At 30.2% G+C, this 20,188-nt stretch carries 20 protein-coding genes; 18 read left to right on the forward strand and 2 right to left on the reverse strand.

All coding sequences use genetic code 11. From position 1 onward, the window contains the following. Nucleotides 1-85: 85 nt before the first annotated feature. Nucleotides 86-2,179, forward strand: coding sequence for an RNA degradosome polyphosphate kinase (locus tag L8U00_RS00230; RefSeq protein ID WP_263708103.1), 2,094 nt, complete (start codon nt 86-88; stop codon nt 2,177-2,179). A 20-nt stretch (nt 2,180-2,199) separates the two neighbouring features. On the opposite strand, the gene rpoD is transcribed toward L8U00_RS00230, so the two are convergent. Beyond that, nucleotides 2,200-4,077: an RNA polymerase sigma factor RpoD gene (rpoD, locus tag L8U00_RS00235; RefSeq protein WP_263708104.1), complete on the reverse strand. Its 1,878-nt coding sequence runs from the start codon at nt 4,075-4,077 to the stop codon at nt 2,200-2,202. A 135-nt stretch (nt 4,078-4,212) separates the two neighbouring features. Between rpoD and L8U00_RS00240 the strand changes: the two genes are divergently transcribed. The 14 genes from L8U00_RS00240 to purU all read left to right on the forward strand — a co-directional run bounded on the left by L8U00_RS00240 (nt 4,213) and on the right by purU (nt 16,072). Next, nucleotides 4,213-5,025 (forward strand): flagellar hook-basal body protein, encoded by an 813-nt coding sequence (locus L8U00_RS00240; protein WP_263708105.1) that lies wholly within the window; start codon nt 4,213-4,215, stop codon nt 5,023-5,025. 17 nt (nt 5,026-5,042) lie between these two features. Continuing rightward, a complete protein-coding gene (gene flgG / locus L8U00_RS00245) occupies nt 5,043-5,837 on the forward strand; it encodes a flagellar basal-body rod protein FlgG (protein WP_039626513.1) in 795 nt (264 codons plus the stop codon). A gap of 168 nt (nt 5,838-6,005) precedes the next feature. Further along, nucleotides 6,006-8,780 (forward strand): periplasmic nitrate reductase subunit alpha, encoded by a 2,775-nt coding sequence (gene napA / locus L8U00_RS00250; protein WP_263708106.1) that lies wholly within the window; start codon nt 6,006-6,008, stop codon nt 8,778-8,780. Between the two features lie 2 nt (nt 8,781-8,782). Further along, on the forward strand, nt 8,783-9,532 hold the full coding sequence (gene napG / locus L8U00_RS00255; RefSeq protein ID WP_263708107.1) for a ferredoxin-type protein NapG: 750 nt from the start codon (nt 8,783-8,785) through the stop codon (nt 9,530-9,532). Then, nucleotides 9,529-10,320, forward strand: coding sequence for a quinol dehydrogenase ferredoxin subunit NapH (napH, locus tag L8U00_RS00260; RefSeq protein ID WP_263708108.1), 792 nt, complete (start codon nt 9,529-9,531; stop codon nt 10,318-10,320). The genes napG and napH overlap by 4 nt, the downstream gene beginning before the upstream one ends. Next, entirely contained in the window at nt 10,310-10,828 is a 519-nt protein-coding gene (locus L8U00_RS00265) for a nitrate reductase cytochrome c-type subunit (RefSeq protein ID WP_263708109.1), read from the forward strand. The genes napH and L8U00_RS00265 overlap by 11 nt, the downstream gene beginning before the upstream one ends. Before the next feature lie 4 nt (nt 10,829-10,832). Next, a complete protein-coding gene (locus L8U00_RS00270) occupies nt 10,833-11,759 on the forward strand; it encodes a WD40 repeat domain-containing protein (protein WP_263708110.1) in 927 nt (308 codons plus the stop codon). Next, the gene (locus L8U00_RS00275; RefSeq protein ID WP_263702116.1) at nt 11,746-12,081 is read left to right on the forward strand and encodes a chaperone NapD; all 336 of its coding nucleotides are present in this window, start codon (nt 11,746-11,748) and stop codon (nt 12,079-12,081) included. The genes L8U00_RS00270 and L8U00_RS00275 overlap by 14 nt, the downstream gene beginning before the upstream one ends. 2 nt (nt 12,082-12,083) lie before the next feature. Then, nucleotides 12,084-12,251 (forward strand): hypothetical protein, encoded by a 168-nt coding sequence (locus tag L8U00_RS00280; RefSeq protein WP_257396760.1) that lies wholly within the window; start codon nt 12,084-12,086, stop codon nt 12,249-12,251. A 2-nt stretch (nt 12,252-12,253) separates the two neighbouring features. Then, a complete protein-coding gene (locus L8U00_RS00285) occupies nt 12,254-13,426 on the forward strand; it encodes an MFS transporter (protein ID WP_263708111.1) in 1,173 nt (390 codons plus the stop codon). Between the two features lie 61 nt (nt 13,427-13,487). Continuing rightward, nucleotides 13,488-13,736, forward strand: a complete 249-nt coding sequence (locus L8U00_RS00290) for a hypothetical protein (RefSeq protein ID WP_087699331.1) — start codon at nt 13,488-13,490, stop codon at nt 13,734-13,736. Continuing rightward, nucleotides 13,733-14,170: an effector protein CiaD gene (ciaD, locus tag L8U00_RS00295; protein WP_263678750.1), complete on the forward strand. Its 438-nt coding sequence runs from the start codon at nt 13,733-13,735 to the stop codon at nt 14,168-14,170. Before L8U00_RS00290 ends, ciaD begins: the two co-directional genes overlap by 4 nt. Further along, on the forward strand, nt 14,139-15,248 hold the full coding sequence (locus L8U00_RS00300) for a CCA tRNA nucleotidyltransferase (RefSeq protein WP_263678748.1): 1,110 nt from the start codon (nt 14,139-14,141) through the stop codon (nt 15,246-15,248). The genes ciaD and L8U00_RS00300 overlap by 32 nt, the downstream gene beginning before the upstream one ends. Continuing rightward, on the forward strand, nt 15,245-16,072 hold the full coding sequence (gene purU, locus L8U00_RS00305) for a formyltetrahydrofolate deformylase (protein ID WP_263708112.1): 828 nt from the start codon (nt 15,245-15,247) through the stop codon (nt 16,070-16,072). Before L8U00_RS00300 ends, purU begins: the two co-directional genes overlap by 4 nt. Before the next feature lie 28 nt (nt 16,073-16,100). Here the strand turns inward: purU and glnA are convergent, their stop codons facing one another. Further along, nucleotides 16,101-17,531: a type I glutamate--ammonia ligase gene (gene glnA, locus L8U00_RS00310; protein WP_263708113.1), complete on the reverse strand. Its 1,431-nt coding sequence runs from the start codon at nt 17,529-17,531 to the stop codon at nt 16,101-16,103. A gap of 201 nt (nt 17,532-17,732) precedes the next feature. On the opposite strand from glnA, the gene L8U00_RS00315 reads away from it, so the two are divergent. From L8U00_RS00315 to purE, 3 genes are read left to right on the forward strand one after another with little or no spacing between them, the layout of a single operon-like run. Continuing rightward, on the forward strand, nt 17,733-18,440 hold the full coding sequence (locus tag L8U00_RS00315) for a protein phosphatase CheZ (protein WP_240379224.1): 708 nt from the start codon (nt 17,733-17,735) through the stop codon (nt 18,438-18,440). Then, nucleotides 18,437-19,693: a peptidase U32 family protein gene (locus L8U00_RS00320; RefSeq protein ID WP_263708114.1), complete on the forward strand. Its 1,257-nt coding sequence runs from the start codon at nt 18,437-18,439 to the stop codon at nt 19,691-19,693. The genes L8U00_RS00315 and L8U00_RS00320 overlap by 4 nt, the downstream gene beginning before the upstream one ends. After that, the gene (gene purE, locus L8U00_RS00325; RefSeq protein WP_263663130.1) at nt 19,690-20,184 is read left to right on the forward strand and encodes a 5-(carboxyamino)imidazole ribonucleotide mutase; all 495 of its coding nucleotides are present in this window, start codon (nt 19,690-19,692) and stop codon (nt 20,182-20,184) included. Before L8U00_RS00320 ends, purE begins: the two co-directional genes overlap by 4 nt. Nucleotides 20,185-20,188 lie beyond the last annotated feature (4 nt).

Consider the following 20,188-nt stretch of genomic DNA (forward strand, 5'->3'; position numbering starts at 1 on the left):
TTTTATTTACTATTATAAAAATAAAATAAATTTTAATAAAAGAAATACTAAAATATTAAATACTAGAAAATAAGGCAGGTGTATTATGCAAATTCAACCATCAATGTATATTAATAGAGAACTTTCTTGGCTTGCATTTAACTCCCGTGTTTTAGATCAATGTTCTAAAGATCTTCCTTTGCTCGAAAAACTTAAATTTATTGCTATATATTGTACAAATTTAGATGAGTTTTATATGATAAGAGTGGCTGGATTAAAACAGCTTTTTATAGCAGGAATAAGCACAGCAAGTAATGATGAAATGACCCCACTTGCACAGCTTAAAGCTATTAGAAATTATTTACATGAAGAAAAATATGTAGTAGAGCAGTATTTTACTAAAATAACTCAAGATTTAGAAAAAGAAAATTTATTTATTCGTTTATATGAAGAACTTGATGAGGATTTAAAACAACAATGTAATGAGCATTTTTTCTCTAATATTTTTCCTGTGATAGTACCTATTGCGGTTGATGCAACCCATCCTTTTCCGCATTTAAACAATCTTTCGTTTTCTTTAGCAGTAAAGCTTTGCGATCCTATGCATCCTGAACTTTTAAAATTTGGTATGATACGTATACCTAGGGTTTTACCAAGATTTTATCAAGTAAGCTCTAATATTTATGTGTCTATAGAAAGTATAGTGCGCCATCATACTGAACATATTTTTCCTGGTTATAAGCTTTTATCATCTGCTGCTTTTAGAGTAACTAGAAATGCAGATATGGAAATAGAAGAAGAAGAAGCTGATGATTTTATGTTGATTTTGGAGCAGGGTTTAAAGCTTCGTAGAAAAGGTGCTTTTATACGCTTGCAAATAGAAAAAGGCGCAGATGAGCAGTTGATTGAATTTTTAAGTTCTCATATGAATATTTTTCATAAAGACATTTATGAATACAGCATACTTTTAAATTTACCATCACTGTGGCAAATCATTTCTAATAAAGAATTTACACACTTACTAAACCCTGTGTATACACCAAAGATTTTACCACCTTTTGGAGATAATGTATCTATTTTTAGTGCAATTGATAAACAAGATATATTGGCTATACAACCTTATGAAAGCTTTGAGCCTGTGTATCAATTTATCAAAGAAGCAAGTAAAGATCCTAAGGTTGTTTCTATAAGAATGACTCTTTATAGGGTAGAAAAAAATTCAAACATAGTCCAAGCTTTAATTGATGCAGCAAGTGATGGTAAACAAGTTACAGTAATGGTGGAATTAAAAGCACGCTTTGATGAGGAAAATAATTTGCACTGGGCAAAATCATTAGAAAATGCAGGAGCTCATGTAGTGTATGGAATCACCGGTTTTAAAGTGCATGCAAAAGTAGCTCAAGTGATTAGAAAAGAAGGGGATAAATTAAAAATTTATAATCATTTAAGTACAGGCAATTATAATGCAAGTTCAGCTAAAATTTATACTGATGTGAGTTATTTTACTTCTAAAGAAGAATACTCTCAAGATACCACAACCTTTTTTCATATACTTTCAGGATATAGTAAAAGCCGTCGATTAAAGACTTTATCAATGAGTCCAAAGCAAATCAAAGAACGAATTTTAGATATGATAGCTACAGAAGCAAGTCATGGAAGAAATGGGGTAATCATAGCCAAAATGAATGCTTTAGTAGATGGTGATGTGATTAAAGCTTTATATGAGGCTTCAAATAAGGGTGTTAAAATAGATCTTATTGTGCGTGGAATTTGTTGTTTAAGACCTGGGGTAAAAGGGTATAGTGAAAATATAAAAGTTAGAAGTATAGTTGGAAAATATTTAGAACATGCTAGAATTTTATATTTTAAACACACTGAGCCAAATTATTTTATTTCAAGTGCTGATTGGATGCCAAGGAATTTAGAAAGAAGACTAGAATTAATGACTCCTATTTTTGATGAGCATTCGCGTGCAAAATTAGCCCAAATTTTAAAACTGCAGTTAAGTGATAATGATTTAGCTTATGAGTTAAACAGTGAAGGAAGATATCGTAAGATTACTTTAAATGAAGCAGAAAAAATTAATAATTCTCAACAAATTTTAGAAGAATATATTAGTAGAATTTTTAATACCTTGAAAAAAGATACTGATCATAGTAGAGCAGCGCATTTAGCAACGAAACTTTTTAGGGATAGCTAATCCTTGCTTTTTAGCAAGGATTATTTCCAACCTTCTATGTAATTTTTAAGTTTTCTACCAACTTTTGGATGTTTGAGTTTTTTTATAGCTGAGCTTTCTATTTGTCTTACTCTTTCTCTTGTAACATTTAATTCTTTGCCGATTTCTTCTAAGGTTCTATCGCTTTCATCATCCATTAAACCAAAACGCATTCTAATAACAGCTTTTTCTCTATCATTAAGCTGATCTAAAACTTCATCAATTTGTTCTTTTAAATCATCTTTTAAGATATGATCCATAGGAGAAATTGAAGTTCTATCTTCTACAAAATCTCCAAATTTACCATCATCTTCATTGCTAATAGGTGCTTCTAGGGAAATTGGTTCTTTAGTGATTTTAATCACTTGTTTTACCTTGTCTACACTAAGTCCTACTTCTTTGGCAATAATGCTTACATCAGGCTCTTTGCCTTCTTTTTGTAAGTATTCACGAATGATTTTATTGATTTGATTAATAGTTTCTATCATATGAATAGGAATTCTAATCGTTCTTGCTTGATCAGCAATTGCTCTTGAAATGGCTTGTCTAATCCACCAAGTTGCATAGGTTGAAAACTTATAACCGCGTTTGTATTCAAATTTATCTACCGCTTTCATTAAGCCTATATTGCCCTCTTGGATCAAATCTAAAAATGGTAATCCACGGTTAGTATATCTTTTAGCAATACTTACAACCAAGCGTAAATTTGATTTTGCCATTCTGGTTTTAGCTTCATCTGAGATTTTTTTACCGCGTTTTATTTGCTCTAGAATTTCTTTTAGTTGATCTTTTTCTAAATCAAAAGAATTTTGGCTAGCTTCTTTAGTTTGAATGAGTTTTTTAATCTCCATATAAGTGCTTACCATGGTAGTTTCTAGTGCGCGTTCAGCGATTTCTTCTTTGCTAAGTTTGGTAATATCTTTTAAGATATCTTGGTGTCTTTGTTTTAATTCTTCTGAAAACATTGGCAAGCGATATTCTAAGCGTTTTAATTCTTTGTCAAATTCTTCATCGCTTTTTAAAGCTGTTTCCATGGATTTTACGATTTCAGAGATAAGTTTTGAAGTTGGACCTAGATCCATTAGTTTTTCTTTTAATATATTTTTCTTAAAAGCAATAATTAATTTATCTAATAATTCATCGTCGTTTTTTTCTGCATTAATAGTAGATATGGTTTTTAACCATTCTTTTTTTGCTTTTTCTAAAGCTTTAAAACTTTCTATAACTTTTAAGGTTCTTTCGTCTTCTTTTTTGCTTGTTTTTTTAGGTTTTTTTTCACTTGAATTTTCATTTTCCTCGTTTTCATTTTCTTCTTCAGAGTCTATTTCATCATCACTTTTGTCATCATCACTTTTGTCATCATCTTCAAAGCTTTTAAAAAGCTCTTTTACTCTTCTTTCTCTATTAATTAAAGGCTCTTTATAATCAAGTATAAAATCAATCAAATAAGGCACAGAACAAAAAGCATCAATAATAATATCTTCACCTAGCTCAATTTTTTTAGAAATTTCAACTTCCTCGTCCTTGTTTAAAAGAGCAATTTGTCCCATTTCTCTTAAATACATTCTAACAGGAGAGTCTGATCTACTCCATTCAAGCAAATCGTTTTCATTGGCTAAATCAAATTCATTTTCTAAACTCGTATCTTGTAATTTTTGTTTTTCTTCTTGTAGTTTTTTTGCTTCTTCTAAATTTCTTTTTTTAGCAATTTCAGCTGAAGAAATTAATTCTACTTTATGTTTATCCATTAAATCGCGGATTTTTTTTGCACTTGTTGCATTTGGAAGCTTTGCAAAATACTTGACAAGTTTTTCATATGTGATATAATCTTTAGAATTTTCTTTGAAAAGTTCTTCTAAAACATTGGTTTCATTAGCCATGGATACCCCTTGTATTTAAGTAATGAGTGTAAAACTAAATATTATGCCTAAAAATTAATTAAAAACAAATAAAAACATTTTGGAACAGCTTTTGCTTTATCGTGTAGAAAATTAAGATTTTAGTTAGGAAAAACAATGCAAAATGGGTATTATCAAGCTACTGGTGCTATGGTTACGCAGTTTAATCGCTTAGATGTTGTAACTAATAACCTAGCAAATGTAAATACAAGTGGCTATAAAAGAGATAATGTTGTTATTGCAGATTTTAAAAGGATTTTTAAAGAAACTCAAGATGAGTTACCTATACAAAATCATACAAGAGATGCTGCAAGATTTGTAAATACAACTATAGATAGGGTTCCACAGGTTAATCACATCTATACAAATTTTAGCGTAGGTTCTATGAAAATGACGCATAATCCTTTGGATTTAGCTCTTACTCGTGAGGATACTTTTTATTTAATTAAAACAAATAATGGTGAGGTAAGATTGAGTCAAGATGGAAATTTCCAGCTTGATGATGAGGGATATTTGGTAAATCGTCAAGGGTATAGAGTTTTAAGCAGTGATTATTTTAACAATCCTGAAAACGATGGCATACGCATAGGAAATTCCACTTCTTTTATTAATGTGGATAAAAATGGAATCATCAGTGCATCTAATCAAGATATAGCAAGATTATTCGTAGCGCAAGTTGATGATTTAAGAGATTTGCAAAAAGATGGTGATAATATGTATAAAATCGATAATTTAAACAAAATTAGAGATTTGCCAAATTCAAATGCCATTAAGCAAGGTTTTACTCAAGGTTCAAATGTTAATCCAGTTACAGAAATGGTAGGATTAATCGAAGCAAATAGAATGGTTGAGATGTATCAAAAAGTTATGACATCTCATATGGATGATTTAAATCAAGAAGCTATTAACAAATTAGCAAGTACTAAATAAAACTAAGGATAGATAAAATGTTAAGATCATTATATACAGCAGCATCAGGGATGGTATCACAACAAACACAAATTGATGTAACGTCAAATAATATTTCAAATGTTAATACAGTAGGTTATAAAAAATCGCGTGCAGAATTTGCAGATTTGATGTATCAAACGATGAAATACGCAGGTACTTCAACCTCAAGTACCACAAAACACCCAAGTGGTATAGAAGTGGGTCTTGGCTCAAGAGTGACAGCTGTGAGTAAAATTTTTAGTGAAGGTAGTTTAAAACAAACATCAACTTCAGGTCTTGATATGGCAATCGCTGGTAATAATGGCTTTTTCCAAATTCAAATGCCTGATGGAACTATAGCTTATACTAGAAATGGTCAATTTACCAAAGATGCTGAAGGAAATATTGTAAATTCAGATGGTTATAGACTTTTGCCGGAAATGACTATACCTGAGGATGCTACAGCTATTAACGTAGCAAGTGATGGAACGGTTTCTGTTATGCAGCCAGGAAATACAGCTGAAACTCAAATAGGTCAAATTGAGCTTGTAAATTTTATCAATCCTGCAGGTTTACATGCTTTAGGGGATAATCTTTTAGTAGAAACTGATGCAAGTGGAGCGCCTATTGCAGGTATAGCTGGAGAGAATGGATTTTCTGTAATCAAACATGGCTTTGTAGAGCTTAGTAATGTTCAGCTTGTAGAAGAAATGACTGATCTTATTACAGGGCAAAGAGCTTATGAAGCTGGCTCAAAAGCTATTACTACAAGCGATGATATGCTTGGAATTGTAAATCAATTAAAACGCTAGAATTAACTAGCGTTTTATAATATGCAAAAATATTAAAAAATACTAAAAAACTCCTATTTATAAATACTTGTAAAATATTCTCTATTATAATTTAAATTTAAACTAATCATAGTAATATTTTATTTATGTATTCTTTATATACATAAATAAACAATAACGAGGGATATAATGAACAGAAGGGACTTCATTAAAAATACCGCTATTGCTAGTGCTTGTGGTGTTGCAGGTTTTAGTGTTCCAAGTAGTGTACTTGCAAATACTGAGAATAAATGGCGTTGGGATAAGGCTGTTTGTAGATTTTGTGGTACAGGCTGTGGAATTTTAGTTGCAAGTTTAGATGGTAAAATTGTCGCTGTAAAAGGAGACCCAGCAGCTCCGGTAAATCGTGGATTAAATTGTATTAAAGGTTATTTTAATGCAAAAATCATGTATGGAGAAGACCGTTTAGTAACACCTTTACTTCGTGTAAATGCAAAAGGTGAGTTTGACAAAAAAGGAAAATTCCAACAAGTTTCTTGGCAAAGAGCTTTTGATGAAATGGAAAAACAATTCAAAAAAGCCTACAAAGAAAAAGGTGTTGAGGGGATTGGAATTTTTGCAAGTGGTCAATATACTATACAAGAAGGATATGCTGCTGCAAAATTAGTAAAAGCTGGTTTTAGATCCAACAATATAGACCCAAATGCACGTCATTGTATGGCTAGTGCTGTTGTTGGTTTTATGCAAACTTTTGGGGTTGATGAGCCTTCTGGTTGTTATGATGATATAGAGCTTACTGATACTATTATTACTTGGGGTGCAAATATGGCAGAAATGCATCCGATTTTATGGTCAAGGGTAAGTGATAGAAAATTAAGTAATTTAGATAAAGTTAAAATCGTAAATTTATCTACTTTTTCTAATAGAACTTCTCATATAGCAGATACTGAAATCATTTTCAAACCAAATACTGATTTAGCTATTTGGAATTATATCGCTAGAGAGATTGTTTATAATCATCCTGAAGCTATGGATAAAGAATTTATTGAAAAACATTGTATTTTTACAACAGGTTATGCTGATATTGGTTATGGAATGAGAAATAATCCAAACCATCCTAAATTTAAAGCAAGTGAAAAAGATACCGTAGCAAAACAAAATGCTATTATTGTAGATGAAGAAGAAGCAGTATCTTTGGCTTATTTGGGTGTAAAAGCAGGCGATAAATTTGAAATGAAACACCAAAGTGCTCCTGATGCGCATTGGGAAATTTCATTTGAAGATTTCAAAAAAGCTTTAGAGCCTTATACGCTTGATTATGTTGCTAAAGTTGCTAAGGGCAATGAAGATGAAAGTATAGAAGAATTTAAGAAAAAACTTCAAGAATTAGCAAATTTATATATAGAAAAAAATAGAAAAGTTGTAAGTTTTTGGACTATGGGCTTTAATCAACACACAAGAGGTACTTGGGTAAATGAGCAAGCTTATATGGTACATTTTTTACTTGGCAAACAAGCTAAGCCAGGAAGCGGTGCGTTTTCATTGACAGGACAACCAAGTGCTTGTGGAACTGCAAGAGAAGTAGGGACTTTTTCACATCGTTTACCTGCTGATATGGTGGTTGCAAATCCTAAACACAGAGAAATTAGTGAAAAGATTTGGAAAGTTCCTGCAAAAACGATTAATCCAAAACCAGGTGCTCCATACTTAAAAATCATGAGAGATTTAGAAGATGGAAATATCAAATTTGCTTGGGTACAAGTAAATAATCCTTGGCAAAACACTGCTAATGCAAACCACTGGATAGCAGCAGCTAGAGAAATGGATAATTTTATCGTTGTGAGTGATTGTTACCCAGGAATTAGTGCTAAGGTGGCAGATTTAATTTTACCAAGTGCTATGATTTATGAAAAATGGGGTGCTTATGGTAATGCTGAAAGAAGAACTCAACACTGGAAGCAACAAGTCTTGCCTGTAGGTGAAGCTATGAGTGATACTTGGCAAATCATGGAATTTGCAAAACGCTTTAAATTAAAAGAAGTTTGGGGCGAAACTAAGGTAAATGATAAGCTTACCCTACCAAGTGTTTTAGAAGAAGCTAAAGCTATGGGTTATAGCGAAGATGATACTTTATATGATGTATTATTTGCTAATAAAGAAGCAAAATCTTTTAAAGCAAACGATTCTATTGCAAAAGGATTTGATAATAGTGATGTTAATGGCGATGAAAGAAAAATTATAGGTAGTGACGGTAAAGAATTTGAAGGTTATGGATTTTTTGTACAAAAATATCTATGGGAAGAATACCGCAAATTTGGCTTAGGTCATGGACATGATTTAGCTGATTTTGATACTTATCATAAAGTAAGAGGTTTAAGATGGCCTGTGGTAAATGGTAAAGAAACCCAATGGAGATTTAATACTAAATTTGATTATTATGCTAAAAAAGCTGCTCCAAATTCAGACTTTGCGTTTTATGGTGATTTTGCTAAAGAATTACCAAAAGGAGATTTACTAGCTCCACAAACTAAAGAAAAATACAGTTTAAAAAACAAAGTAAAAATTTTCTTTAGACCATTTATGAAAGCACCTGAAAAACCAAGCGAAGAATATCCATTCTGGTTATGTACTGGTAGGGTTTTAGAGCATTGGCATAGTGGAACTATGACCATGAGGGTTCCTGAGCTTTTCCGTGCAGTACCTGAAGCACTTTGTTATATGAATGAAGATGATGCTAAGGCTATGAAAATTAATCAAGGTGATATCGTATGGGTAGAATCACGTCGTGGTAAAGTAAAAGCTAGAGTAGATTTTCGTGGTAGAAATAAACCTTCTAAAGGCCTTGTGTATGTGCCTTGGTTTGATGAGAATGTATATATAAACAAAGTTACACTAGATGCAACTTGTCCGTTGTCTAATCAAACAGATTTCAAAAAATGTGCCGTAAAAATTACTAAAGCATAAAAATGAAAAATAGAAGAGAATTTTTAGCCTTTGCTTTTAAGCTTTTATGCATAGGAAGCGGAAGTGCATTTTTGGCAAGTTTAGCATTTAGCTCAAATCAGGAGTATTTTTTAAGACCTCCTGGGGCAGATGATGAAAAAGAATTTTTATCAAAATGTATACGATGTGGACTTTGTGTAAAAGCCTGTCCTTATGATGTTTTAAAGTTAGCAAATTTAGAAAATAGTGCTAAAAATGGTACACCTTTTTTTGTAGCAAGAGAAAATCCTTGCAGGTTATGTGAGGATATACCTTGTATAAGAGATTGTCCTACAAATGCGCTAGATCATAAATATCTAGAGCAAAAAGATGGAATTTATAAAACAAAAATGGGTATAGCTATAATTGATAGTGCAAGTTGTGTTGCTTATTGGGGAATTCAATGTGATGCTTGTTATAGAGCTTGTCCTCTAATGGATAAAGCATTAAAACTTGAAACAAAACGCAACGAAAGAACAGCAAAGCATGCATTTTTACTACCTGTGGTAGATCATGAAGTGTGTGTTGGATGTGGGGTTTGTGAAAAAGCTTGTATAACACAAAAAGCAGCCATTAAAGTTTTGCCTAGAGAATTTGTTTTAGGAAAAGCTGGGGATAATTACATCAAGGGTTGGGATGAAAAAGATGAAAAGCGTTTGCAAGATGTAAATACAGATAAAAATTTCAATAAAAACAAGGCTAAAGATTATCTTAACGATGGAGAATTGCTATGAAGTATCTTATTTTAAGAAGAATAGTGCAATTGTCTATTTTAACTTTTTTTTCTTTTGGTGTATTTAATTTTATATTAAAAGGAAATTTAAGCTTTTCGGTTTTATTTTCTTCGGTGCCACTAAGTGATCCTTTTGCATTTATTCAACTTGCTTTAGCAAGTTTGCAAGTAGATTTAATGGCTTTAAGTGGTGCTTTAATAGTATTTTTATTTTATGCTGTTTTTGCTGGAAGAGCGTTTTGTGCTTGGGTTTGTCCTGTCAATATCATTACTGATTTTGCTTATTTTATTAGAAATAAATTAGGCTTTAATCAAGCAAGAGTTTTTAATGTAAATAAAAATTTGCGTTATTATGTTTTAGCTTTTGTTTTGATTTTTTCTTTTCTTTTTTCTTTTCCTGTTTTTGAGGAATTTTCTTATATAGGAATAATCCAAAGAGGGATTATTTTCGGTGGTGTTTCTTGGCTTTTTATGGCTTTGATCATTTTTTGTATAGATACATTTTTTAGTCCAAGGTTTACTTGTTCGCATTTTTGTCCTTTAGGGGCTTTTTGGGCTTTAAGTTCGCATTTTTCATTGTTAAAAGTAAGATATAGCTTACAAAAATGCACTAAGTGTTATAAATGTCTTGGAGTGTGCCCCGAAAAACAAGTGCTTTGGATGATAGGTAAAGAAAATCAAGATGTAAAATCAGGTGAATGTATAAGATGTGGAAAATGTATTGATATTTGCGGTGATGATGCTTTAGGTTTTAGTATAATAAATTTAAGGAGAGAAAATGAAAAATAAAATCTTTTTATCCTTAGCAGCAGCTGTTTTAATAAGTGCTTGTGGGCTTGCTGTTAAAAGTGTTGATTCAAAAGATATAGGTTTAAGAAAAACAAGTTTAGAAAGTGAAAATGTAGAATTATTGGATGCAAAATATTCTCAAGCAGTGGCTGGTGAGTCTGTTTTGATTGAAAGATCGTTTGAAAATGCTCCGCCATTAATCCCGCACACTTTAGAGGATATGCTTCCAATTACTAAGGATAATAATATTTGCTTAAGTTGTCATGATAAGACTATTGCTAAAGATGTTGGAGCTACACCACTTCCAAGTAGTCATTATTTTGATTTAAGAAAAAACAAATCTACTAAAGATATGATAAGCGATGCAAGATTTAATTGTACACAATGTCATGTGCCACAAAGCGATGCTGAACCTTTGGTAGGAAATAGCTTTGAAGCAAAATTTAAAAGCGAAGAATCAAAGAAAAAATCTAATCTTTTAGATGTTTTAAATGAAGGTGTAAAATAAAATTATGAAAAAAATATTTTTAATCTTACTAATGAGTATTTATGCATTGAGTTATGAGCTTAAGCTTGATTCAAATTTAAACGCTTTAAAGCTTGCTGATAATAGTTTGCTTATAGGACTTGATAATGGAGAAATAAAACAATATTTCCTTAAAGATAAAAAAATGCAAAAAATCACTCAGCTAGATAAGATTAAAAATTTTTACGAAGAAAATCTTAGCCCTAGAATTTATAGTATTGATTACTTAAATGGGGCTATTTTGATTTTAAGTGAAGGTGATTTTGGAAGTAAAAAATTATATGTTTATAAAAATAAACAACTTTTAAGCTATGATTTAGCTAATGATGGAGCAAAAAAAGCTTTGTTTTTAGATGATAATACTATTTTATTGGCCTTGCTAGGTTCTAATATAGAGCTTTTTGATCTAAAAACAAAAAGCGTTGTAAAAAATTTTACTTTTTCTAGTTCAAGCTTAAGTGATGTGGTTTTAAATGAAACTAAAACTCAATTAGTGGCAGGTTTTGAAAGTGGTGAACTAATGCTTTTTGATGTGAAGAAATGGCAAAAAATAAAAAGTTATAAAAATGTTCACAAGGATAATATTTATCAACTTGATTTTAAAAACACAATTATTGCAAGCTGTAGTACTGATAGAAAATTGGGCATAGTGCAAAATGATCAAGAAAAAAATATAGAAAGAGATTTTTTGATTTATACTTGTGCTTTAAATGAAAATGGTTCTATAGCGGCTTTTGGAGATAATGAAAAAAATATTATAGAACTTGTAAATACCAAAAATTTAAAAACGATAAAAAAATTCCAAAATAAAGATTTTTTGCTAGAATATCTTATATTTTTAAATGAGCATGAGCTTATTAGTGCAGGTTATGAAGATAAAATTATATTTTGGAGCATAGATGAATCTTTCTAGTGTGTTGATTTTAACCAAAGAAGAAAAAGTAGAAAAACTCAAAGAGCAAATTCAAAAAACACCTTGTTGTAGCGTGGAATTAGCTCAGGATGAAAAAATTATAGTAGTAATAGAAAGTGAAAATTTAGATGATGAGTTAAAAGCATATAAACAATTAGAACAGCTTGATGGGGTAGTGAGTATTAATATGGTTTTTTCTTATCAGGACTTAGACGAAGAAAGAGAAAAAATTTTAAAAGCAAATTTTGAGGCAAATGCTTTTGATGAGAATTTAAAAAAAGATAATATAGAATACTATGGCAATGTCTTTAGAAAGTATTGATTATGGTTTTTTTGATTCCTTTGATTTTTATCATTTCTTCTGTTTTTATTATTGATCATTTTTATTTTTCTAAGGAAAATGAAGTAGTAAAACAACAAAAGCAAATAGAACAAAAAAATATTAAGCAAGATAAACAAAAATACCTTGAAAATATATTAAATCAAAAATAATCATGTATACACAAATTTCATATAAAAAATTCTTTTGGATTAATATTTTAGTTGTAATTACCCTTGCTTTAAATTTAAGAGCACCTATAACCTCTATAGGTCCTATGATAGAATACATTCAAGAATATTATAAGATAAATTCAGCCCTAGCAGGAATGCTTACAACTTTACCTTTGATAGCCTTTGGGCTTATATCTTTTTTCGTGGCGTATTTTTCGCAAATTAAAGCTTTGTTTTTTGCTTTGTGTTTAATTGTTTTTGGAGAGTTTATTAGAAGTTATGGGGGTAATATAGGTTTATTTTCTGGGGTTTTTCTAATTGGGGCAGGCATTGCAATAGCTAATGTTTTATTACCTTCTTTTGTAAAAGAAAAATTTGCAAAAAATGCTTATAAGATTATGGGCTTATATGGATCAATTATAGGTTTATCTTCAATTGCTGGAGTGGCCTTATCACTTCCTTTGCTTAAAATTTTTGAGGTGCCTCAAGCTATGTTTTTTTGGGTTGTTTTAGCTTTGATTGCTTTGATTTTTTATTTTCCGCATTTGAAAAACAAAAGATTATTGCGTCCTAAGAAGAAAAACATCAATAAAATAAATCTTTTCTTGAATTTAACAGCTTGGAAAGTTACTATTGTAATGGGACTGCAAAGTTTTTTATCTTATAGTCTTTTTGCTTGGCTTAGTGTGATGATAAGTGAAAAAGGTTTTGGAGTTGATTTTGGTTCTAATGTTTTATTACTTTCTCAAATCATAGGTATGCCTGTGGCGTTTTTATTGCCTATTGTTTTAGGAAGACTAAGAGCTCATGCTAAGGGTTTTGTTATTATAATATTAGGTTTTTTATATGTTTTAAGTTTTATTTTGGTGTTTTTTTGTGATGTAAAATTAGTATTGTTGTTAGCAGCTATTTTCTTAGGTTTTGCATCTAGTGGGGTTTTTACAATTTCATTATTGTTTATTGCTATAAAAAGTTCAACTTCTTTTATAGCAGCTAAACTTTCTGCCATGTCACAAGGCATAGGGTATTTAATAGCAGCTCAAGCACCTTGGATTATAGGTATGCTCCATGATAGTTTTGGAAATTTTACTTTAGGCTTTATCATGCTTATTACAGTAGCTATAATACTTAATATTTTTGTATTTTTAGCATATAAAGCTCCTGTGATTAAGTAAAAATTAAAATAAATTAAAGTCTTTTTTGTTAGAATTTTGACATTTTATTTTTTGTGAGTTGATAATGCGATATACAGTAACAGAAGCTTCTATTTATGAGGCGCAAGGTTTAAAAGATGAAGCTTTGGAGATTTATAAAAATATATTAAAGCAAGATCCGCAAAATAAAAATGCCATTGATGCTATAAGGCGTTTAAGTGGTTTGCGTTCTAATCATGAAGATTTAAATTATGATATGCTTGATTTTTTTGTTAATATGAAAAGCGAAGAAGAAGTTAATGAATTTAAAAGGTGGTTAATAAAACTATGAATATAGAAGATTTAGCAAAAATGGCCATAAGTGAAGTTAATTCGGAGTTAGATAATAAAAAAAGTAAAAATGATGAATTTACTCCTATGGTAGAGGAAATTACTCAAGAAAAAAATACTAATATCCAAGAAGATAAAATAAAAAAAGAGATTAATCAAGTTGCGCAAGAATTGATCCAAGAATTAGATGATTTAGAAGTAAAAGTTAAAGAAGATAAACAAGCTATGACTATTAAGGTTGAAGCTTTAGAGGAAAAAGAAGAAAGTATTATAAATAATGAAGAATTTTTCTTAAAAAATATCAGAGAGCGTATTTTGGTTTTATTTGAAGGATTAAAAAATACTAAAGATGAGCATATAGAAAAAAGACTAGATATTACAATTACTTTTTTAGAGTTTTTACTTGCAAAGATTGAAGATAGACTTAAAAAATGATCATGATTTTTTAAGAATTAAAAATATACTTAAACCTTACACACAAAGAGCTTATTTGGTAGGTGGTTGTGTAAGGAATTCTTTTTTAGATTTATCTAGTGATGATTATGATATAGAAATTTATGATATTGAGCCTAAGCTTTTTGATGAGCTTATGCAAAAACTTGGTGCAAATGGAGTAGGAAAAAGTTTTTTTGTATATAAATACAAAAAATTTGATTTAGCTCTAGCGCGTTATGAAAATAAAATTTCTACAGGCCATAGAGGTTTTGAGGTTAAAGTTTGTAATGATGAACAAGAAGGAGCTAAAAGAAGGGATTTTACCGTTAATGCATTGATGGTAAATATTTTTGATTTTAAGTTTTTAGATTTTTTTAATGGTTTGCAAGATTTGCAAGCAAAGATTATAAGACATATTGATGATGTAAGTTTTGTTGAAGATAGTTTAAGGGTACTTCGTGGAATTTCTTTTGCGTGCAGGTTTGATTTAACAATTGCAAAAAAAAGTTTAAAATTAATGCAAACTATGGATATAGGCGATTTATCTAAAGAGCGTATTAATAATGAACTTTATAAAATTTTTAAAACTTCAAGACTAAATAAAGCTTATGAGTATTTCAAAATTTTAAATTTAGAAGAAAAAATATTTTTTTATCAAAGCTGTAATGAAGAATTTGAAAAACTTTTAGAGCATAGTCAAAAATTAATTTATGATGAGGCTTTGTATTTATATTTGTATTTGAATTTTTTTCATATAAATAAAGAGGAATTTTTCAATAAAACAAAATTAAAAAAAGAACTATTAAAAAAATGTGAACAAGAATTTATTTTAGGTAAAATTGATGATTTTAATTTAGCTAAAATTGCTTTAAAAATACCACTTTGCAAATGGCTTGGACTTTGGGATAATGAGCGTATGGCACAAGCAAAGAAATTAAATTTATATTATCATGCTTTTAAAAGTAAAATTAGTGCAAATGATTTACTAAAGGAAGGATTTAGTGGGAAAGAGCTTGGGATTGAGCTTGAAAAAAGAAGATTACAAGAATTAAAAAACTATATAAAGGAGCAAAAATGAATGAATATATTTTAAAAATTTCAAGTAGTGATGAAAAAGGATTGATTTATAGAATTTCAGATGTTATTTTTAAATATAGAATCAACATTATAAAAAATGATGAATTTGTTGGAGAAAATCGTTTTTTCTTTAGGGCGCATTTAGAAGGTGAGCTTGATATAAAAGCTTTTAAAGGAACGCTTGAAGCTATGCTTCCTGATAATGCACAAATTGAAATTACACCAAAGAGAAAAAAAGATATTATTGTTTTAGCTACTAAAGAAACTCATTGTTTAGGCGAATTACTTATTCGCCAATTTAGTGGGGAATTTAACGCAAATATTAAAGCAGTTATTGCAAATTATGAGATATTAAAACCTTTAGTGGATAAATTTAACATACCTTTTCATACTATTTTAGCGCAGGATTTAAGCAGACAAGAGCATGAAGAAAAATTACTAGAGTGTTTAAAACAATATGAATTTGATTATATTGTTTTAGCAAAATATATGAGAATATTGTCTCCATCTTTTGTGGAGCATTTTGAAGGAAAGATTATTAATATCCACCATTCTTTTTTACCTGCATTTATAGGAGCTAGTCCTTATAAGCAAGCTTATGAAAGAGGGGTAAAGATTATAGGCGCAACAGCGCATTTTGTAAATAATAACTTAGATGAGGGGCCAATTATCACCCAAGATGTTATACCAGTTACTCATGAATATTCTTGGCAGGCTATGCAACAAGCAGGACGTAATGTGGAAAAAAATGTTTTTTCTAAGGCTTTGGATTTGGTCTTTGATGATAGGATTTTTATACACGAAAATAAAACGATAGTGTTTTAAATTTTTGATGCCAAAAAGGCATCAAAAATTAGCAAGAATAACAAGTTTTAAACTCATATGCAGTTGGTCTAGCTTCTACAGGCCATACTTGAGTTTCAAATTTCATATGTTGATAATCATCAATAAATACATCACTCATAACAGGCTTTAAAAAGGCATTTTTTCTAATGAGCGCTTCTAAAGATCCTCTTAAAGTGTGAGGTAATTGCTCTATACCTTTTTCTCTAATTTCATCTAGCGTTAGTGCAAATAAATTTTCATCCATAGGGCCAACCGGTATGGTTTTATTTTTAATACCATCAAGTCCTGCCATAAGCAAGCTTGTAAAAGCTAGGTAAGGATTAGAAGTGCTATCAGGAAATCTGATTTCTACTCTTGCGCTTTTTTCATTAATACCATAAGGTACGCGACAACTTGCAGAGCGATTTTGACAAGAATAAGTTAAAATGCAAGGTGCTTCAAAACCTGGAACTATTCTTTTATAGGAATTTGAGCTAGGATTGGTAAATGCAGCAACACTTCTTGCATTGGCTAAAATTCCACCGATGTAATTAATCGCACATTCGCTTAATTTTCCATAGCCTTCTTTATCATAGAATAAATTTACTCCATCTTTCCAAAGACTCATATGCACATGCATACCACTTCCATTATCTCCATAGAGTGGTTTTGGCATAAAAGTTGCTGTTTTTCCATTTAAATGTGCTACCATCTTTACTACATATTTGTAAATTTGTATATTATCAGCAGCTTCAACTAAATTTCCAAATTCTACACCAATCTCAGCTTGTCCTTGTGCTACTTCATGGTGATGTACGAAAGTTTTTAAACCCACTCTTTCTAAAACTTGCATCATTTCAGCTCTAATATCTACACTAGAATCAATAGGACTTACAGGAAAATATCCGCCTTTATTTCTTGGGCGATGTCCGCTATTGTAACTATCTGTGAAATCTTTATTATCATTCCATTCACCTTCTTCAGTATCTACTTCATATTTTGCACAATGAGAAGAATCAACTATTTTTACATTATCAAAAATAAAAAATTCATTTTCAGGACCAAAATAAGCTGTATCAGCGATATTGCTTGTACTTAAGTGTTGCATTGCTTTTTTGGCAATACTTCTTGGACATTTTTCATACATTTGATCTTTATAAATATCATATACATCACAAATTACTATGATAGTAGGATCTGCTGTAAATGGATCTAAGAATGCACTTTCTACATCAGGTTTTAAAATCATATCTGATTTTTCTATAGGTTGCCAACCGTGTAAAGAGCTTGCATCAAAAGGAATTCCATTTTCAAAAGTTTTATCATCAATTGCTTTTATATTGTAAGTAATATGGTGCCAAGTACCTATCATATCAGTAAATCTAAAATCAACAAATAAAACTTCATGTTCTTGACAATAACTAAAAAACTCACCAATGTTATTTACAAACTTACCCATTTTCTCTCCTTTTTAATAGGTATTAATTTATTTTTTAAGATTGTAGTATATTTTTATTAAATTAAGTTTAAATTAATATTTTTTTTATGGTCAAATACAAAAAAATATTAATTTATATAATTAATTAACAAAATTAATATTGGTTTATATTTTTTTATAATATAATTTCACATTAGTTTTTTATATTAAAAAGGTGTAAAAATGACTCAAGAAGAATTAGATGCTTTAATGAATAGCACTGAAGATTTAGATCTTGATTCTGTAGAAGAAACAGAAACAAAGCCTGAAACAGAGTATGAAGATGAGGAAAAAAATAAACAAATTGTTGATGCAATGATTAATGGTGATTATAAAGCAAGAGCAGATATGGCATGGCCACCACCACCACCTAGCAAAGAACATAAAGTTGTGCATCAGCTTGATGATGTTACAAGAGATAGTGAAATCAAAGCTACTGAAATGATGGAAAAGTTAGAAATTATTAATGATTTCTTTGCAAATTCAGAAAATGAGCTTTGTGTAATTAGCGATGCTTTGAATAAAAATATAGAAATTTTTGAAAAACTAAATGCAAAATTTCCTAATGTTGTAAGCTTTAAAGAAGCTATAGAAACTAACAATAATGCTAAAAATATTATAGATGAAATCACGGGTTGTTTACAAACTGGACAAGATGAAGTTATGATGGCAATGGATGCTATGCAATACCAAGATATTCACCGTCAAAAAATCGAACGTGTTATTAATGTTATGAGAGCTTTAAGTAGATACATGAGTAGTTTATTTGAAGGTAAAATTGATGATGAAAAACGCGTAGGATCGGCTGTGCATATTGAAGGTGATACAACTACAGATGTTGTAAGCAATGATGATATTGAGGCATTAATCGCAAGTTTAGGCAAAAAATGATTGTTCCTGAAATAGTAGCTCCTGCGGGAAATTTTACAAAATTAAAAATAGCGTTAGCTTATGGAGCTGATGCTGTTTATGCGGGAGTGAGTAATTTTTCATTAAGAGCAAGAACTGCTAGGGATTTCAATTATGAAACTTTTAAAGAAGCCATTGATTATACTCACACAAGAGGAAAAAAAATTTATGTAACCATTAATGGTTTTCATTTTAGCTCACAAATTGAGGGTTTAAAAAGGCATATTTTAAAATTAAAAGAAATGAAACCTGATGCTTTTATAGTAGCTTCTGTAGGTGCTATGCGTTTAGTTAAAGAACTTGCACCTGAAATCAATCTTCATGTATCCACTCAAGCTAATATTTTAAACTATTTAGACGCTCAAGTCTATAAAGACATGGGAGCTAAGCGTGTTGTTATAGCAAGGGAACTTGGTTTAAAAGATGCAAAAGATTTGAAAAACAATTGTGATATCGAGCTTGAAAGTTTTGTGCATGGCTCTATGTGCTTTGCATATTCTGGTAGATGTTTAATAAGCTCAGTACAAAGTGGACGCATGAGCAATCGTGGTTCTTGCGCAAATGATTGTAGATTTAATTATGAGCTTTATGCGAAAAATCCAGAGACAAATACACTTTTTAGATTAGAAGAAGATGAAAATGGAACACATGTATTTAATTCTAAAGATTTAAATTTAAGCTCATATATTCAAAAGATTATGCAAGAAAATTGTATTCATGCTTTTAAAATAGAAGGAAGAACAAAAAGTGAGTATTATGTAGCTTTGACTACAAGAACTTATAAAATGGCAGTGCAAGATGTATTGGAAGACACTTTTGATGCTGCTAAATATGAAAAAGAAATCCATACTTTAAAACACAGAGGTTTTACGGATGGATATTTAGTCTCAAGAGCCTATGAAAAAACCGATTCTATTAATCACAATACAAGCATAGAAGAAGGAACTCATCAAGTGCATGCTATTAGTGAAGGTGGCGAGTTTTTTAAATGTAAAGGCAAGATAGAATTAAACAAAGAATATGAAATTTTAGCTCCGGTTAATTCTAATATAGAATTAGGAGAAAATAAACTAGGTTTAATCTATGAAAATGATGGTAAGAAATTTATAGTTTTTAAGCAATTATTGGCCAAAAATAATAAAGAATTTAGTGAAATTCATAGTGGTAATGAAAATGAAATTACTTTACCGTTTAAGCTTCCAGAATTTAGCTTTTTAAGAAGGAGTGTTGAATGAAATTTGTTTCTATATTGATGGGAAGTAAGAGTGATTATGATGTAGTGAAAGAAGCTTTGGGAATTTTGGAAAAATTTGATGTTAAATATGAAATTTTAATCACTTCAGCACACAGAAGTCCTCAAAGAACCCAAGAATACATCAAAAATGCCGAAGAAAAAGGTGCAAAAGTATTTATTGCAGCAGCAGGTATGGCAGCACATTTAGCAGGAGCTGTTGCAGCACATACAACAAAACCTGTTTTAGGCATACCTATGCCAGGAAGTAATTTAGCAAGTATGGATTCTTTATTTTCTACTGTGCAAATGCCAAGTGGAATTCCTGTAGCAACTTTGGCTATAGGTAAAGCAGGGGCTATTAATGCAGCTTATTTAGCTGTGCAAATTTTAGCTATAGAGGATGAATCTTTAGCACAAAAATTATTAGAAGATAGAAAAAAACAACAAGAAAAATTAATTCAAGATTCTAGTACAATTGAAGTTTTTCTTTAAGGAG

Origin of the sequence: Campylobacter sp. IFREMER_LSEM_CL2256 (assembly GCF_025771645.1) — a bacterium.
Classification (GTDB): Bacteria; Campylobacterota; Campylobacteria; order Campylobacterales; family Campylobacteraceae; genus Campylobacter_D.

What these genes read in the sequence shown, in the direction of transcription:
- L8U00_RS00230 (WP_263708103.1), top strand. Translation starts at nt 86, where the DNA reads ATGCAAATTCAACCATCAATGTATATTAATAGAGAACTTTCTTGGCTT.
- rpoD (WP_263708104.1), bottom strand. Translation starts at nt 4,077, where the DNA reads ATGGCTAATGAAACCAATGTTTTAGAAGAACTTTTCAAAGAAAATTCT.
- L8U00_RS00240 (WP_263708105.1), top strand. Translation starts at nt 4,213, where the DNA reads ATGCAAAATGGGTATTATCAAGCTACTGGTGCTATGGTTACGCAGTTT.
- flgG (WP_039626513.1), top strand. Translation starts at nt 5,043, where the DNA reads ATGTTAAGATCATTATATACAGCAGCATCAGGGATGGTATCACAACAA.
- napA (WP_263708106.1), top strand. Translation starts at nt 6,006, where the DNA reads ATGAACAGAAGGGACTTCATTAAAAATACCGCTATTGCTAGTGCTTGT.
- napG (WP_263708107.1), top strand. Translation starts at nt 8,783, where the DNA reads ATGAAAAATAGAAGAGAATTTTTAGCCTTTGCTTTTAAGCTTTTATGC.
- napH (WP_263708108.1), top strand. Translation starts at nt 9,529, where the DNA reads ATGAAGTATCTTATTTTAAGAAGAATAGTGCAATTGTCTATTTTAACT.
- L8U00_RS00265 (WP_263708109.1), top strand. Translation starts at nt 10,310, where the DNA reads ATGAAAAATAAAATCTTTTTATCCTTAGCAGCAGCTGTTTTAATAAGT.
- L8U00_RS00270 (WP_263708110.1), top strand. Translation starts at nt 10,833, where the DNA reads ATGAAAAAAATATTTTTAATCTTACTAATGAGTATTTATGCATTGAGT.
- L8U00_RS00275 (WP_263702116.1), top strand. Translation starts at nt 11,746, where the DNA reads ATGAATCTTTCTAGTGTGTTGATTTTAACCAAAGAAGAAAAAGTAGAA.
- L8U00_RS00280 (WP_257396760.1), top strand. Translation starts at nt 12,084, where the DNA reads ATGGTTTTTTTGATTCCTTTGATTTTTATCATTTCTTCTGTTTTTATT.
- L8U00_RS00285 (WP_263708111.1), top strand. Translation starts at nt 12,254, where the DNA reads ATGTATACACAAATTTCATATAAAAAATTCTTTTGGATTAATATTTTA.
- ciaD (WP_263678750.1), top strand. Translation starts at nt 13,733, where the DNA reads ATGAATATAGAAGATTTAGCAAAAATGGCCATAAGTGAAGTTAATTCG.
- purU (WP_263708112.1), top strand. Translation starts at nt 15,245, where the DNA reads ATGAATGAATATATTTTAAAAATTTCAAGTAGTGATGAAAAAGGATTG.
- glnA (WP_263708113.1), bottom strand. Translation starts at nt 17,531, where the DNA reads ATGGGTAAGTTTGTAAATAACATTGGTGAGTTTTTTAGTTATTGTCAA.
- L8U00_RS00315 (WP_240379224.1), top strand. Translation starts at nt 17,733, where the DNA reads ATGACTCAAGAAGAATTAGATGCTTTAATGAATAGCACTGAAGATTTA.
- L8U00_RS00320 (WP_263708114.1), top strand. Translation starts at nt 18,437, where the DNA reads ATGATTGTTCCTGAAATAGTAGCTCCTGCGGGAAATTTTACAAAATTA.
- purE (WP_263663130.1), top strand. Translation starts at nt 19,690, where the DNA reads ATGAAATTTGTTTCTATATTGATGGGAAGTAAGAGTGATTATGATGTA.